At 36.9% G+C, this 14,596-nt stretch carries 16 protein-coding genes; 7 read left to right on the forward strand and 9 right to left on the reverse strand.

Going from position 1 to position 14,596, the window contains the following annotated elements:
• Positions 1–95 precede the first annotated feature (95 nt).
• Positions 96–596 (reverse strand): RNA polymerase sigma factor, encoded by a 501-nt coding sequence (locus HCO57_RS11895; protein WP_167989380.1) that lies wholly within the window; start codon positions 594–596, stop codon positions 96–98.
• Between the two features lie 113 nt (positions 597–709).
• Here HCO57_RS11895 and HCO57_RS11900 point away from each other — a divergent pair, with 113 nt between their 5' ends.
• The 3 genes from HCO57_RS11900 (at position 710) to HCO57_RS11910 (ending at position 5,204) form a co-directional block, all read left to right on the forward strand.
• Entirely contained in the window at positions 710–2,794 is a 2,085-nt protein-coding gene (locus HCO57_RS11900) for a hypothetical protein (protein WP_167989197.1), read from the forward strand.
• A gap of 167 nt (positions 2,795–2,961) precedes the next feature.
• Positions 2,962–4,290, forward strand: a complete 1,329-nt coding sequence (ffh, locus tag HCO57_RS11905; RefSeq protein WP_167989198.1) for a signal recognition particle protein — start codon at positions 2,962–2,964, stop codon at positions 4,288–4,290.
• A gap of 41 nt (positions 4,291–4,331) precedes the next feature.
• Positions 4,332–5,204, forward strand: coding sequence for a bifunctional 5,10-methylenetetrahydrofolate dehydrogenase/5,10-methenyltetrahydrofolate cyclohydrolase (locus HCO57_RS11910; RefSeq protein WP_136951188.1), 873 nt, complete (start codon positions 4,332–4,334; stop codon positions 5,202–5,204).
• Here HCO57_RS11910 and HCO57_RS11915 read toward each other — a convergent pair.
• Entirely contained in the window at positions 5,185–5,325 is a 141-nt protein-coding gene (locus HCO57_RS11915; protein WP_167989199.1) for a hypothetical protein, read from the reverse strand. The two genes, HCO57_RS11910 and HCO57_RS11915, sit on opposite strands and share 20 nt — an antisense overlap.
• 185 nt (positions 5,326–5,510) lie before the next feature.
• On the opposite strand from HCO57_RS11915, the gene HCO57_RS11920 reads away from it, so the two are divergent.
• Positions 5,511–7,541, forward strand: a complete 2,031-nt coding sequence (locus tag HCO57_RS11920) for an ATP-binding protein (protein ID WP_167989200.1) — start codon at positions 5,511–5,513, stop codon at positions 7,539–7,541.
• Here the strand turns inward: HCO57_RS11920 and HCO57_RS11925 are convergent, their stop codons facing one another.
• From HCO57_RS11925 to HCO57_RS11935, 3 genes are read right to left on the reverse strand one after another with little or no spacing between them, the layout of a single operon-like run.
• On the reverse strand, positions 7,542–7,964 hold the full coding sequence (locus HCO57_RS11925) for a VOC family protein (protein WP_167989201.1): 423 nt from the start codon (positions 7,962–7,964) through the stop codon (positions 7,542–7,544).
• A gap of 31 nt (positions 7,965–7,995) precedes the next feature.
• Complete coding sequence (locus HCO57_RS11930) at positions 7,996–8,244, reverse strand: Rho termination factor N-terminal domain-containing protein (protein WP_167989202.1); 249 nt, start codon at positions 8,242–8,244, stop codon at positions 7,996–7,998.
• A gap of 35 nt (positions 8,245–8,279) precedes the next feature.
• Entirely contained in the window at positions 8,280–9,122 is an 843-nt protein-coding gene (locus tag HCO57_RS11935; protein WP_167989203.1) for an alpha/beta fold hydrolase, read from the reverse strand.
• A gap of 96 nt (positions 9,123–9,218) precedes the next feature.
• On the opposite strand from HCO57_RS11935, the gene HCO57_RS11940 reads away from it, so the two are divergent.
• Positions 9,219–9,656, forward strand: a complete 438-nt coding sequence (locus HCO57_RS11940) for a winged helix-turn-helix transcriptional regulator (RefSeq protein ID WP_167989204.1) — start codon at positions 9,219–9,221, stop codon at positions 9,654–9,656.
• Here HCO57_RS11940 and HCO57_RS11945 read toward each other — a convergent pair.
• Together HCO57_RS11945 and HCO57_RS11950 are read right to left on the reverse strand one after the other, a co-directional pair.
• Entirely contained in the window at positions 9,633–10,181 is a 549-nt protein-coding gene (locus HCO57_RS11945) for a hypothetical protein (protein WP_167989205.1), read from the reverse strand. The genes HCO57_RS11940 and HCO57_RS11945 overlap by 24 nt on opposite strands.
• Positions 10,182–10,188: 7 nt before the next feature.
• Positions 10,189–11,700, reverse strand: coding sequence for a helicase HerA-like domain-containing protein (locus tag HCO57_RS11950; protein ID WP_167989206.1), 1,512 nt, complete (start codon positions 11,698–11,700; stop codon positions 10,189–10,191).
• 88 nt (positions 11,701–11,788) lie between these two features.
• Between HCO57_RS11950 and HCO57_RS11955 the strand changes: the two genes are divergently transcribed.
• Positions 11,789–12,235 (forward strand): Rid family detoxifying hydrolase, encoded by a 447-nt coding sequence (locus HCO57_RS11955; RefSeq protein WP_167989207.1) that lies wholly within the window; start codon positions 11,789–11,791, stop codon positions 12,233–12,235.
• A gap of 15 nt (positions 12,236–12,250) precedes the next feature.
• Complete coding sequence (locus HCO57_RS11960) at positions 12,251–12,883, forward strand: 7-carboxy-7-deazaguanine synthase QueE (protein WP_167989208.1); 633 nt, start codon at positions 12,251–12,253, stop codon at positions 12,881–12,883.
• Between the two features lie 2 nt (positions 12,884–12,885).
• Here HCO57_RS11960 and HCO57_RS11965 read toward each other — a convergent pair whose 3' ends face one another.
• Positions 12,886–13,803, reverse strand: coding sequence for a hypothetical protein (locus HCO57_RS11965; protein ID WP_167989209.1), 918 nt, complete (start codon positions 13,801–13,803; stop codon positions 12,886–12,888).
• A gap of 42 nt (positions 13,804–13,845) precedes the next feature.
• Positions 13,846–14,556, reverse strand: a complete 711-nt coding sequence (locus HCO57_RS11970; RefSeq protein ID WP_167989210.1) for a class I SAM-dependent methyltransferase — start codon at positions 14,554–14,556, stop codon at positions 13,846–13,848.
• Positions 14,557–14,596 lie beyond the last annotated feature (40 nt).

Raw genomic sequence — 14,596 nt, forward strand, 5'->3', positions numbered from 1 at the left:
TATAACAATCGGGTTTGCAAAAACCCTACTTATTTTAGATAATATTCTATAATAAACTTATTTATGGAACTCAGTATTAATTCTATAACCTTTTCCTAAATACCATCAATTTTATCTCTTAAGCTTTTTAGAGCCAGGTGCATACGTTTTTCAATTGCTTTTACGCTAACACCTTCTAGTTCTGCTATCTCTGCATATTTTTTACCATCAATTCTATTTAACAAAAAGGTGGTTCGTTGGTTTTCGGGTAGCGCATCCAAAGCGTTCTCCAACTTTTCTTTAAACTGTTGTTCTTCTAATAGAAATTCGGGCGACTCGTTAGTGCTTTCATTTCGGTGTTTGTCGGCATGTTTCAAACGCACTTTTTCTGCCTTGATTACATTTAAATATAAATTGTTGGCCACGGTAAACAAATAAGATTTTGCCTTGTCTGGGGCAACCTTGCTGCAATTTTCCCACAGTTTAACAAAGGCTTCTTGTACAGCGTCATTCGCCTTTTCTTCGTTCCCAAACTTATAATAGATATAGTTAAAGACCGTTTTACTAGTGGTCTTAAAAATAGTATTGTATTGTTGCTCCTCGCACACATTATCCATACCGGCATATTTAGTTGCAATCAAAGATATTTTAAAAAAAATAATTTTTTTGGTAGGGTAATTTTAATTGGGATTGTTTAGAAGATGAATAAACGTAAAAACCAAATCGGATTATGAAAAAAATATTAAAAAAACTAACCTACGCTAGCCTGTTTTTTATGGCGCTTGCGTTTACATCTTGCCAAGAAGAATTTGAAGAGATTGGGAATCAGGAAGAACAACAAGCTATAGAAGTGGGTAGCAATACAGCCCTTTTAATAGAAAATACAAGTGCTAATGATGGCTCTTTTGATAACATTGTGGACGGTAGTAGTTGTATTGCTGTACAGTTTCCTTACACCGTAGCAGTTGCAGGGGTAGAGATTACTATTGATTCTATTGCGGATCTAAAGGTGATAGAAGAGTTATTTGATGAGGTAGATACTGATGATGATTTATTGGAAATATTTTTCCCGGTTACGGTAACTCTTTCCGATTTTACAGAAGTAGTAATAGAAAATAAAGAAGCACTAAGAGAATTAGCAGCAGACTGCCTAGAGGGTGGGGACGATGATGATATTGAGTGTATAGATTTTGTATACCCTATTACGCTTTTCACTTTTGATGTGCAAAACCAACAATCCGGTTCGGTTACGGTAAACAGTGACAGGGAAATGCGTTTATTCTTTAAGGATAAAACGCTAGGGGAATTGGTGAGTATAGATTTTCCTATCACCCTTAAAAAAGCGGATGGTACTACATTAGAAGTAGTGAATAATGCCGGTTTAGCAGCGGCTTTATCTAATGCAAAAGATGAATGTGACGAGGATGATGATAATGACTATAATGATGATGATTTTGAAGATAATAGCTTTGTGGAATATTTAACGTCTTGTGAATGGGTGTTAAAAGAAATTGTTAGAAATGGTGGTGACCAAACAGGGCAATATCTTGAGTTTATATTTGAATTTGATGACGAGGGTGTTGTTGAGGTAGAAGGAATGTTAGGTAACAGTTTTGCTGGGGAATGGTCCTTAGCGTTTACAGAAGATGGGCCAAAAATTCTTATGGCTTTTGATACGAATACCGATTTTTCTTTAGAATGGCGGGTGTATGAGTTAGAAGAAGGAATTATTAAATTCTACTCGGACAATGACAATAAGATGGTGTTAAGAAGAGCATGCACAGATAACACTATTTGTGATATAACCAATGTGGCAGCTAATCTTTCTGGTTGTAAATGGAGAATTGCAGACGCTAGTTGGGACATAGATTTTGATGGTCTTATAGACTTTTCTAACTTCAATATACATGCATACCAGAATAGCGGTGCTTTTGTAGACGAAGGGAATTGGGAGTTAACCCAAGAAGGTAAATTTAAATTTAATGCCTTATTCTCTGCCAATTTAGAGGGCTTATTAGGAGAGTGGTCTGTTTTAGAATGCGAACCTGGTAGCATTAAATTAGGTAACGCGGATAACGCTTACGTAGTTTTAGAGAAAGATTGTGAGTTTGAGTTGCCTTCTGCAGACAGATTAGCAACTATCTTGCAAGAGTGTTCTTGGGTTATTCAAAGAATGAAACAAGAAGGAGCTAGATACAATCGTTATTTAGGTTATGAGTTTCTTTTTAATGCTAATGGGACGGTGACTTTAGAAGCTGAGGCAGAAGTGGTGTCAGAAGGCAATTGGGAATTAGGGTTTAATGCCAGCGGTCAATTAGCAATAGTAATTTCTATGATGGCAGAACAAGAATTAAATTTTGAGTGGCCACTTGTAGAAATGCTGGAGCAAAAACTAACTTTTAAAATTGAAGAAACAGGAAAAGAATTGACCATACAACGTGTGTGCGAGCAAGAAAATGATGAAGATGTACAATCCATAAGAACCATTTTAATGAGTGGCTTATGGAATATTACTGAGCTGACAGAAGGAGACATGGTTTTAACAGCCAATCATTCTGACTTCGATTTTGATTTTAAAACGATGCATCAAGTAGAATTGAGTATCAACCAAGACCCAATTACTGCAGGGCTTTGGAGAAATTACAGAGATTATCCAGGAGATTTAAGAATGGCATTGAATTTTGAAGCAGATGTTTATGATTTAGGAGTATTGTCAGAAGCTTGGTACATAACGGAAGTGTCAGAGAATAGAATTAAAATGGTATATGAAAATGAGGAAACCGTAAAAGTGGTAGTTTTTGAAAAGAAACCCTAATATCACATTAATTTACAGAACTCATTAACCCGAAAAGGACAGTTTGCCTCAAAGCTGTCCTTTTCTTTTTTGGTTTAACTTCTAGAAAATAAGCACGCTTACTTTCTGTGCAATCCATTGGTATTGCTTAAATTTGTCGCTCTTCAAAAATAAATTGTTGTAAGCAGATGTTCGATAATTTAAGTGATAAGCTAGACAAAGCCCTCCATAACCTTAAAGGTCATGGAAAGATAACGGAAATTAATGTTGCAGAAACCTTAAAAGAGGTAAGAAGGGCACTATTAGATGCAGATGTTAACTTTAAGATAGCCAAAGAGTTTACTAATAAGGTAAAGGATAAGGCGCTAGGGCAAAACGTACTTACTACTTTGCAACCTGGCCAGTTAATGGTTAAGATTGTAAAGGATGAACTAACCCAACTAATGGGGGGTGAGGCAGAAGATATTAATTTGTCTGGTGCACCATCCGTAATTTTAATGTCTGGTCTACAAGGTTCTGGTAAAACCACTTTTTCTGGTAAACTAGCCAACTTTTTAAAAAGCAAAAAAACTAAAAAGCCTTTATTAGTTGCTTGTGATGTATATCGTCCTGCGGCAATAGACCAATTGCATGTGGTTGGGGAGCAAATAGGGGTAGAAGTATATTCAGACAGGGGTAATACTAATCCAGTTGCAATTGCACAGGCAGGTATAGCCCATGCAAAAACAACAGGTTGTAACGTAGTTATAGTGGATACCGCTGGACGTTTAGCTGTGGATCAAGAAATGATGGATGAAATCTCTAACATCCATAAAGCTATACAACCGCAAGAAACTTTATTTGTAGTAGACTCCATGACGGGGCAAGATGCAGTAAATACTGCCAAAGCCTTTAATGATGTTTTAAATTTTGATGGGGTTATATTAACCAAGTTAGATGGTGATACGCGTGGTGGTGCTGCGATATCTATCAAGTCCGTTGTAGATAAGCCAATAAAGTTTATTGGTACAGGGGAAAAAATGGATGCCATAGATGTTTTCCATCCCTCTAGAATGGCAGACAGGATTTTAGGTATGGGAGACGTAGTGTCTCTTGTAGAACGTGCACAAGAACAGTTTGATGAAGAACAGGCACGTAAAATCCAAAAGAAGATTGCCAAAAACAAATTTGGTTTTGATGACTTTCTATCCCAGATTCAGCAGATTAAGAAAATGGGTAGCATGAAAGACCTGATGGGCATGATACCGGGGATGGGTAAAGCCTTGAAGGGAATAGATATTGATGATGATGCGTTTAAGCATATAGAAGCCATTATCCATTCTATGACGCCAGATGAGCGTGCTAATCCAAATAAATTAAACTCAAGTCGTAAAAAGCGTATTGCTGCAGGTAGTGGTCGTTCAGTACAAGATGTAAATCAGTTACTGAAACAATTTGACCAAATGAGCAAAATGATGAAAATGATGCAAGGCGGCGGCGGAAAGCGTATGATGCAGATGATGCAAAATATGCGTTAATAAAAATAATAAAACTAAGTATCTACCCACAACATACACCTATGGAAATCCTAGACGGAAAAAAAATATCTAACGATATTAAACAAGAAATTGCAGTAGAAGTAGCTAAAATGAAAGACCGTGGGGAGAAGGTACCTCATTTAGCAGCTGTTTTAGTTGGCAATGATGGGGCTAGTTTAACTTATGTGGGTAGTAAGGTGCGTTCTTGTAAAAAAATTGGATTTGAGTCAACCCTAATACAACTTCCAGAAGATACTTCTGAAGAAAAATTGTTAGCGCAAGTAGCTGAACTTAATAATAATCCAGAGATAGATGGTTATATTGTTCAGTTGCCACTTCCAAAACACATTAACGAGCAAAAGGTATTATTGGCGGTAGATCCTAGTAAAGATGTAGATGGTTTTCATCCAGAAAACTTCGGGCGCATGGCATTAGATATGGTTTCTTTTATTCCTGCAACACCTTTTGGTATTATGGAATTATTGCGCAGGTACAACGTGGATACCTCTGGTAAGCATACGGTAGTTATTGGTAGAAGCCATATTGTAGGTAGGCCTATCAGTATTTTAATGAGTCAAAAAGGGAAAGCAGCAGATGCCACTGTTACTTTAACTCACAGTAGAACCAAAAACTTAAAAGAGTTTACACAAAATGCAGATATCATTGTTTCTGCCCTTGGCGTACCAGATTTCTTAAAAGCAGATATGGTTAAAGAGGGTGTTGTGATTATAGACGTTGGGATTACACGTGTACCAGACAGCTCAGAAAAAGGATATTACATCACTGGAGATGTAGATTTTGATGAGGTAGCCCCTAAAGCATCTTATATTACTCCTGTTCCTGGAGGCGTTGGTCCAATGACCATTGCAATGCTATTGCAAAATACACTTTTGGCTAGAAAACGTCGCTCTTAAGGCTGTTTTCTTTACTCTCTAATTTTCTTTCTGGCGGAACATTTTCTTGTTGTTCGGTAAGGCAGCTGCGCACGGCCATGATAGTAAAACCTATGGTTAAAATAAGTAGGATGGTACTCATACGTTTGCATTTGGGTACTAACGACAACGTTTTTTCCTGCTTAATCTTATATTTTATCCGGTTTTTAGCTTAAATACAGTAATTTAAGGTGTGTTTTAACCCAAAAAGTTTAACATCATTTTTTAAGGTAAACGCAATTTTATGTGTTATTTTAAGTTATAAGAAAAAACCTACAATTAATAGAAATGGCAGAAGCTGAGGAAATATTACAAGATGAGGCCAGGTTAAAAAAATTGGACCATTATGAGATAATGGATTCCCAAGAAGAAGCCATGTTTGATGAGTTGACCTTATTAGCAGCCCAAATATTAGATGTACCCATAGCATACATTAGCTTAATAGATGGTGAGCGCCAGTGGTTTAAATCTAAGGTGGGTTTAGATATTAACGAGACTCCTGTCGATATTTCTTTTTGTAAGTACACCATTTTAGACGATAAGCCTCTGGTCATTAACAATACATTAGAAAGTGAACAGTTTAGGAATAACATATTTGTAACAGGTGACTACAAGGTTCGTTTTTACGCTGGTGTTCCTATTACGGACGGTGATAACCATACTATAGGTACCTTTTGTGCTATTGACCAAAAACCAAAAGAATTATCAGAGAAAGAAACTAAACTTATGCAAACCTTAGCAAAAACAGCTATGAGTTTAATTACTTTGCGTAAAAGCAGGTTAGACTCCATGAAGTTGGCTAAGGCTAAGGAAGAGTTTATGTCTAATATGAGCCACGAAATTAGAACACCTTTAAATGCCATTATTGGGTTTAATGACTTATTGAGAAAAACGGAATTAAATAATACGCAAAAAGAATATCTAGATACTATAAGAACATCTTCTTTAAACCTAAAAGTTATTATAGATGACATTTTAGACTACTCTAAACTAGAGAGTGAAAAAATAGATTTAGAAACAAGGCCTATTTCTTTAAATGCTTTATTGGACCATATCATGAAGCTGCAGTTGCCGTTAGCAAATGAGAAAGGTATTCGATTATTAAAAAGTTTTGATGCGGATTTGCCAGAATATATTAAAGGGGACCAGACCAGATTAGCACAAATTTTTAATAACCTGATTAGTAATGCAATTAAATTTACCCATGAAGGTCAAGTAGAGTTAAAAGCTTTTGTTTTAGAAGTAGGGGAGGAGCGCAGTAAAATTCGGTTTCAGGTAACGGATACCGGTATAGGTGTAGCTCAAGAAAATTTAGATAAAATATTTGAACGCTTTACCCAATCAGAATCTAGTACAACTCGCTTATATGGTGGTACTGGGTTGGGACTTAGTATCGTTAAGGGGCTAACAGGTCTTATGCAGGGAGAGATAAAAGTAGAAAGCACCTTGGGTAAGGGGACATGCTTTACGGTAGATTTATCTTTTGAGCATGCTGCGGAAGAGGATGTTAGAGTTGTAGAAAATCTAAATACCAGTCAGCTATCTCCCATTTTACAGGGGAAGAATGTATTGGTTTTAGAAGATAATCCGCACAACCAATTGCTAATTAAAAATTACTTAAAATTATGGGGTATTAATCCTGTAATGGCAGATAACGGTCAGGATGGTATTGATTTGGTTAAAGAACAAGCTTTTGATGCTATTTTTATGGACTTGCAAATGCCTGTGATGGATGGGTTCCAGGCTACTGAAGTAATTCGTACTGAGCTTAATGTAACAACTCCTATTATTGGTTGTAGCGCACATTCTATGGTAAATGAAAAAGAAAAATGCTTAGCTATCGGGATGAATGATTACGTAAGCAAGCCTTATACGGAACAAGAACTTTTAAATTCTTTATTGCAATTTTTTACAGACCAGGAAAAACAACAAGTTTTAATGACTCCTGAAAATGTGGAGGAAACAGAAAAAACGATAGCCACAGATGAGATGACAGCAATGCTACAATCGTTCAATGAAAATTTTATGGATGGTTTTGCGAATGAAGTGGTGGAGGTGTTTTTGCGTACTATACCAAAACCCTTAGAGGAATTTCGTTTAGCACTGGATGAGAAAGATTATGAAAATATTAAAAAGAAAGCGCATTACTTTACTGGTACGTTTGGCTCTTTAGGAGTAGAAGAAGGGTACGACTTATGTAAGCAAACAGAAAATGCGGTGTATGATGGACAATTAGACGCTGCGTTAGAAACTGGAGAAAAGTTACATGCTTACATTAGTAAATTGTTAGCTGCGTTTGAAATGGTTGAGCTAGAGTAGCTATTTGGCAAATAGCTGACTCCTATCTTTAAAAGCTTTGAATTCTAGAGCATTGCCAGCAGGGTCTAAAAAAAACATAGTTGCTTGCTCGCCTATTTCGCCCTGAAAGCGTATGTAAGGTTCAATTACAAAATTTATGTTTTTGTTTTGTAGATGACTAGAAAAGGTATGGAATGCCTCCCATTCTAATACCACCCCAAAATGAGGTACAGGTACGTTTTTGCCATCCACGGCATTGGTGTGTAAAACTTCTTCAGATTTTGGTTTGTAGTGGATAACCAGTTGGTGCCCAAAAAAATTAAAATCTACCCAGTGCTCACTACTTCTACCTTCTGTAAAACCCAAGGTATCTCTGTAAAAAATTCTACAGATATCTAAATTATGAACGGGAATTGCTAAATGAAAGGGATTAAGAATATCCATAAATACTATTTATGGTTAAAGATAGTACTTCTTAATTGTTACGTAGGGCGTTAATAAGCTCTTTCTTATCCATTTTAGAACGGCCTTCTATATCCAATTCTTTTGCTTGTTGGTATAATTCTTCTTTAGTACGTTCTTCGTAAGTGTTAGCACTACCACCTTTTTTACCTGCATTTTCTGTGTTGGCTATTCTAGCTGCTTTTTCTTTGCTATAGCCTTTGTCTCGCAAAGCTTCATATTGTTCATCATTTTTAATTTGAGGTCTATCTGTACTTGCCATAATTTTTTAGGTTGAAAGTACGATAGTGTGTTCTTTTAACTTTCCTCTAAAAAACTTACTATTTGCTCATTTACACCATCTTGATGCATACTGTGTCCTAAACCTTCTGTTAAGACCAATTTACTTCCTTGCCAGTGTTCGTGAACGCGTATTGACTCGGTGTGGGGTACTTGTAAATCTAACTTATCATGGAAGAGCAATCCTTTCTTAGTGTTATTAGAAACAAACTTAGCACTAGAAAACTCATGAATATGAAAACCAAATTCTTGCTTTAGTCGTTGGTCCATTGCAGCTTTCACTTTAGCGTTAAATTTGAGCAAAGCTTGGTAGTGATTTATAAATTGTTGAAACTCGCAAGGGGATCCTACGGTCACAATTTTTTTAACCTTAGATTCTGGATGTTGGTAATGATCAAATAAGATTGTCATACCGCCAATAGAATGTGCCACTACGTAATCTGGTTGGTATTTGGTAATAAAATGGCGAGTTGTCTCTGCATATAACGGAACATGTAGCATTTTGCCAGTAGAATATCCGTGTGCTGGAGCATCAAATGCAATGATATTAAAATCTTTTTCTTGTAAAAATTTAATAAGGTTACGCCATCTATAGGTGTTGCTCTCCCAACCATGCATCAATAGTACGGTTTCTTTTGTGCCGGGCCATCGGTAACTTTGTATGTGTTGTTCTCCTACTTTTTCAACGTTTAGTTTAGCACTATCTAAGTATTCCTTTTGCAGTTCGGTTACTCTACCTTTTCTAATGGTACAAAAAATATCAAATCCCACTTTAGCAGCCTTTCTAGGGTTAACTGTAGCAAGAACGTTTAAGTATTTGCCGTAAACTAAAGGCATCGCTTTTTGTATCACTTTTTTCATTTGGTTTCTTTTGGTAACTTAGGCTGTATAGGTAACTAAAATACGCATTGCATTTGGTTGTAACAAGCGGTATTCATTGTAAAACTAAGTTGATTTATGGAAACTAATATTGATAATCAGCAGCTTATCGTGTCAGAAAAAATGAAAAAAATGTTCGGGCATATAGACTACAAGCATCCTCCAGAGCTTTGTCCTGTGCGGGATGTCATGTCTGTCGCTTCTGACCAATGGAGCACCCTAATATTATTATGGCTGGCGTATTTTCCTGTGCTGCGCTTTAATAAATTAAAAAAGTACGTGTATGGTATCTCTAATAAAATTCTAAGCCAGCGGTTAAAAGCATTAGAGGCGGACGGTTACGTTGTACGTATGGCTTACGCAGAAGTGCCTGTACGAGTAGAGTATAACCTAACACAGTTTGGTAAAGACTATGTAGAAAAACTTTTAGAGTTAACTGAATGGATGCACGAGAATAGTCCTAAAGTTATGGCAAATAGGGCGCGTTATGGATTACGCTCCCCAAGCCAACATTAGGTACTTAATTTTAGCTTCATCCGGAATTTGTACTGCTTCTATGGAGCTTCTATTATACCGAAGACTTTCTGGTAATTCTTCTTTAGAAATGGTAAAATAGAGGTTAGATTCGTTAATGAAGATGATAATATTATTGGTAGCGTTTACAATCTTTTTTATGGTATACTTAGCTTGTATATCTTTAAAAGTACTGCTCAAACCAATACCTTCTTCCGTGGTGTAACGGGGGTCCATTATTTGTATGTTTTCAATCTTTGGAATACTATCATCCGTAGGTGTTAAAGTTAACAGATGTTTACCTCCTTTTTCAAAAACCTTAATCTTTTTATTACTCGCCTGTATTCTAGTGGCAAAAGTGTCTTTTACAATAGAGTCATCTGCGTAAATAAGTTCTAAATCTCGCACCAAACTAATTCGGTCTAATTTGCCAATACTGTCATTGGTAATTACAAAGGTGTTGTCTTTATCTCCGCAAGATATATTGGCTAATATGCCTAAGGTCAAAAGACCAAGTACTTTTTTCATTCTAATATTATCTAATTACTTTTTTTAAGACTCCAAGAACTCCTCTAATAAAAGTGGCGCTAGTGAGTACTTTTACCACCGGATTCATACGCGTAGAACTTCTTCTAGATGTGGTTCTTCTGCTTGTTGTTTTGCGCTCTTTTTCTTTTTCTGCCTCTTCTTCTGCTTTTGCAATCTTCTCGTTTAAAATTTCATAAGCACTTTCTCTATCAATGACCTCATTGTATTTTTTAGTCAATTTAGACGCGCTAATGGCTTCTTTTAATTCTTTGTTGGTTAAAACATCCATTCTACTCATAGGTGCACGTAATAAGGTAGCCGCCAACGGGGTAGGCCTTCCTTTTTCGTCTAGAGCAGAAATCAACGCCTCTCCAATACCTAAGGAGGTTAAAAGTTCTTCGGTATCGTAAAATTCTGATTCTGGATAATTCTGTGCGGCTAGTTTTATTGCTTTTCTGTCTTTAGCAGTAAAAGCTCTAAGCGCATGCTGTACTTTTAAACCAAGTTGGGCCAAAACATCATCTGGAATATCCGCAGGATTTTGCGTTACAAAGTAAAGCCCTATTCCTTTAGAACGGATAAGTTTAACAATACTTTCTATTTGATCTAATAGCGCTTTAGAGGCATTTTCAAATATCAGGTGTGCTTCATCAATAAAAAGAACTAATTCTGGACGGTCACTGTCTCCTTGTTCTGGAAAGGTAGCATATATTTCTGCTAGTAAGCTTAGCATAAATGTAGAAAACAGCTTTGGTTTGTCTTGTATATCTGTTAAACGGATTATATTAATATACCCTTTACCATTTTCATCAATTCGGGTTAAATCATCGACCTCAAAAGATTTTTCACCAAAGAATAAATCAGCTCCTTGTTGTTCTAGTTCAATTATCTTTCTTAAAATGGTTCCGGTAGAACTGGTAGAAATTCTCCCATACTCTTCTTGAAATTCTTTTTTACCAGCACCGGTAGCGTATTGCAATACCTTTTTTAGGTCTTCTAAATCTAACAAAGGCATTTTATTATCATCACAGTACTTAAAAACTACTGCAATAATACCCTCTTGGGTAGTTGTTAAATCTAATATTCTAGACAATAAAACGGGTCCAAACTCAGAAACTGTAGCACGTAAACGTACACCATCTTGCTCAGAAAGCGTGAGCATCTCTACAGGAAAGCCCTTGGCCTCAAAAGGGATGCCTATGGCAGCGTGGCGCTCATCTATTTTTGAATGTCCCGGACTTGGTTGTGCAATACCACTTAAATCCCCTTTTAAATCCATCAATAAAACTGGTACTCCTTTATCCGATAGGTTTTCTGCTAATACCTGCAGTGTTTTTGTTTTGCCAGTTCCTGTAGCGCCAGCAATAAGACCGTGCCTATTCATAGTCTTTAAAGGCACTTTAACTAAAGCGTTGGTTACGGCTTGCCCGTCTAACATACCAGCACCCATGATTAAAGCATCACCTTTAGTGGTGTATCCTTTTTCAATAGTATTAAAAAATACTTCTTTAGTATCCATAGGGGTTTAGTTTGCGATAAAAATAGGGTAATTTAGGAGAAGTTAAAAAACAGTAAATCGTTAATCGTATCGTTTTAAAAAGAACATTATGAAAATATCCTTACCACTAGTACTACTTTTTCTTTTTTGTGGAGTGACAAATGAAGTTTTTGCGCAAACAGAAATTGTTTTTCACCCTACTCACGAACCTAAAAAAGCAAACGCTCCCTATTCTGATGCCGTACAAGCAGGGAACTTATTCTTTTTATCAGGGCAAATAGGAATGGAACATAGTACCCGAACTATGGTGCAGCCTGGAATAACTACAGAAACAGAACAAGTAGTAAAAAATATAAAAGCAGTATTGGAACAGCACGGTATGACATTGGATAATGTTGTAAAGTGCACCGTGGTATTAAGTACTATGGAAGATTTTGCAGCCTTTAATGCGGTCTACAGTAAATATTTTACCAAAAAACCTGCACGTACCACATTTGCGGCTAAAAATTTAGCATTGAATGCCAAAGTAGAGATTGATGTGATTGCGGTAAAGTAATGTTATCTTTGTGGCATGGTTTTACAAGAAGCAATGGATTTGGTGGAGAAAGGGCAGATGTTGCCACTGATGGAAGAGTTCTATACCATTCAAGGAGAGGGCTATCATAAAGGTACAGCGGCTTATTTTATTAGGGTTGGTGGTTGTGATGTAGGGTGTCATTGGTGCGATGTAAAAGAAAGTTGGAATGCCGGTACCCACCCGCCAACGGCCATTGAACAAATTATTGCCAACGCTAAAAGTTATTCTGACACCATTGTGATTACTGGTGGGGAGCCATTGACTTGGGATATGGGTCCATTAACTGCAGGATTAAAAAATGAAGGATTAAAAACGCATGTAGAGACTTCTGGAGCCTACGCACTTACGGGTGACTGGGATTGGATTTGCCTATCTCCTAAAAAAATGAAGTTACCAGTGGACGAAATCTACCCTTTGGCACACGAACTAAAGGTGATTGTTTATAATAAGCACGATTTAATTTTTGCAGAAGAGCAAGCGGCCAAAGTAAGCGATACGTGTATTTTATACCTACAGCCAGAATGGAGCGTACGTGACAAGGTGGTGCCTATGATTGTAGATTATGTTATGGCTAATCCTAAATGGAAAGTGTCTTTACAAACACATAAATACCTAAATATCCCTTAAACTTAACGCCCTCCATTATTTTGTAGGTCTAGCATGCATTCCTGGTCTAGTCCTGGAACACGAGAATTTTGTGCTGCTTTTGCATTTAGTATTTTAAGAACACTAGCAGCAGAAATCTGGCAACCTACTTTAATGTCACCGGAGTGGTTTGTTGTGTTTTTACCTAAAATACCATTGTTAAACTGCAATTCTGCACGCATTAGGCAGCCTTCTACATTGCAATGATTTGGCGCCTCTTCATCTTCGTGCGGATTAACCATAGGTGTAAAAACTACCTGTTCGCCATTTACATTACCACCTAAATTTACCAAACCAAATAAATGGCCAAACTCATGGTTTAATGTAGCAGTCTCAATTTCTTCGGTAGAATTAGAACTTCGGTTGGCTATAGTGCGGATGGTATTTTCATAAATAACCATAGATGTGTTCCAGTAAACAGCACCTAGGGTTACTAAGTTTTCTTCCTCATTATCAGTGTCAGAGGCGGCATCCGTAAAATATATGTATATGGCTAGAGTATTCCCTTGGTTAAAAGCCGTACGATGCTCTTGTTCAATAGCATCTATTTCTTGCAAGGTTATCTTTTCTTGCCCTGTAGGTTCTAATTCCGTGTAAAAAACTTCAATATCCTCTTTAAATGTGTATTGTCTTAAGAACGCAGTAAAGTTAGTAATGGAGGCTTCTTGCGGTTTAAAACCTTGCGCATGTACTATTTGTATTTGTATTCTATCATAGGTATCGTTGGCTAAAATAGCATTAGCAGCACTACCAATTATTTGTCTGTTTAAGCTTCTGTCTACCGTAGCAACCCCATCATCATCAGTAGCGCTTGTATTGGTTTCCCCATCATCACTAGACTTAGAGCATGCTGATAAAAACAAAATAAAACAACAGATTAACCCAAGAAACACCTTCTTCATACCAATTCTTTTAGCTATTAAAACGTGGATTACGGCAATCTATTATTGTACTGCCGTAAGTTTAGCTAAATAGTCGTAATGCTCCCCTTCAACTATCAACTCCGCAGTCAAGCCACAGTAAAGAGCGGTTCGCTGTAAGGTGTTAAAATCTACATAGAGCCAAGGAAAAGGCTTGCTTTTTTTTCCTTTGTACTCCATTACAAACTCCATTTCGCCATAATAATCTCCATCCCCAGGAACCCAATAACCACCGTCTTCATCCGCATCAAACATGTAAATGATATCACTACTATCTAAAAGTAGCTGTCCGTTTGGTTTTAAAAGTGATTTTAAGTGAGATAGGTATTTTGGTAAATCAGTCAATGTGCCAGCAAGCCCAATACCATTCATCAATAGCATTATGGTGTCAAATTTATCATCGTTATAATTAAGAATGTCTGTGCAAAATGTGCTGTTTACCCCTCTTGCTTTGCTTGTTGCTATAGCGCCTTTAGATACGTCTAGAGCCACCACTTCTTTACCCTGTTCTTGTAGCCATAAGCTATGACTGCCAGCGCCACACCCTACGTCTAAAATTTTGCCTTCAGCAAGATGCAAAGCTTTCTGTTCAATGGTAGGCATTGCTTTAAAATCCCTGAAAATATAAGGTAAAGGCATACAGTCTGTATCGCCTAAAGAAGAGTGTGTGGTAATGTCTTCTGAGTAATTACCTTGCTGATAATCTAAAAGGGCGTTACCAAATACATCTGACATAATTTTATTTGTATTTTGCGTTCAAGAACCATTGACAATA

Source organism: Croceivirga sp. JEA036 (assembly GCF_011882165.1).
In the GTDB taxonomy this organism is placed as follows: domain Bacteria; phylum Bacteroidota; class Bacteroidia; order Flavobacteriales; family Flavobacteriaceae; genus Croceivirga.

Excerpts from the sequence above, each read along its gene's own strand:
- ffh (WP_167989198.1), top strand. The coding sequence starts at position 2,962 with ATGTTCGATAATTTAAGTGATAAGCTAGACAAAGCCCTCCATAACCTT.
- HCO57_RS11960 (WP_167989208.1), top strand. The coding sequence starts at position 12,251 with ATGGTTTTACAAGAAGCAATGGATTTGGTGGAGAAAGGGCAGATGTTG.
- HCO57_RS11895 (WP_167989380.1), bottom strand. The coding sequence starts at position 596 with ATGGATAATGTGTGCGAGGAGCAACAATACAATACTATTTTTAAGACC.
- HCO57_RS11965 (WP_167989209.1), bottom strand. The coding sequence starts at position 13,803 with ATGAAGAAGGTGTTTCTTGGGTTAATCTGTTGTTTTATTTTGTTTTTA.
- HCO57_RS11930 (WP_167989202.1), bottom strand. The coding sequence starts at position 8,244 with ATGGCAAGTACAGATAGACCTCAAATTAAAAATGATGAACAATATGAA.
- HCO57_RS11945 (WP_167989205.1), bottom strand. The coding sequence starts at position 10,181 with ATGAAAAAAGTACTTGGTCTTTTGACCTTAGGCATATTAGCCAATATA.
- HCO57_RS11935 (WP_167989203.1), bottom strand. The coding sequence starts at position 9,122 with ATGAAAAAAGTGATACAAAAAGCGATGCCTTTAGTTTACGGCAAATAC.
- HCO57_RS11955 (WP_167989207.1), top strand. The coding sequence starts at position 11,789 with ATGAAAATATCCTTACCACTAGTACTACTTTTTCTTTTTTGTGGAGTG.
- HCO57_RS11915 (WP_167989199.1), bottom strand. The coding sequence starts at position 5,325 with ATGAGTACCATCCTACTTATTTTAACCATAGGTTTTACTATCATGGCC.
- HCO57_RS11920 (WP_167989200.1), top strand. The coding sequence starts at position 5,511 with ATGGCAGAAGCTGAGGAAATATTACAAGATGAGGCCAGGTTAAAAAAA.
- HCO57_RS11910 (WP_136951188.1), top strand. The coding sequence starts at position 4,332 with ATGGAAATCCTAGACGGAAAAAAAATATCTAACGATATTAAACAAGAA.
- HCO57_RS11900 (WP_167989197.1), top strand. The coding sequence starts at position 710 with ATGAAAAAAATATTAAAAAAACTAACCTACGCTAGCCTGTTTTTTATG.
- HCO57_RS11925 (WP_167989201.1), bottom strand. The coding sequence starts at position 7,964 with ATGGATATTCTTAATCCCTTTCATTTAGCAATTCCCGTTCATAATTTA.
- HCO57_RS11950 (WP_167989206.1), bottom strand. The coding sequence starts at position 11,700 with ATGGATACTAAAGAAGTATTTTTTAATACTATTGAAAAAGGATACACC.
- HCO57_RS11940 (WP_167989204.1), top strand. The coding sequence starts at position 9,219 with ATGGAAACTAATATTGATAATCAGCAGCTTATCGTGTCAGAAAAAATG.
- HCO57_RS11970 (WP_167989210.1), bottom strand. The coding sequence starts at position 14,556 with ATGTCAGATGTATTTGGTAACGCCCTTTTAGATTATCAGCAAGGTAAT.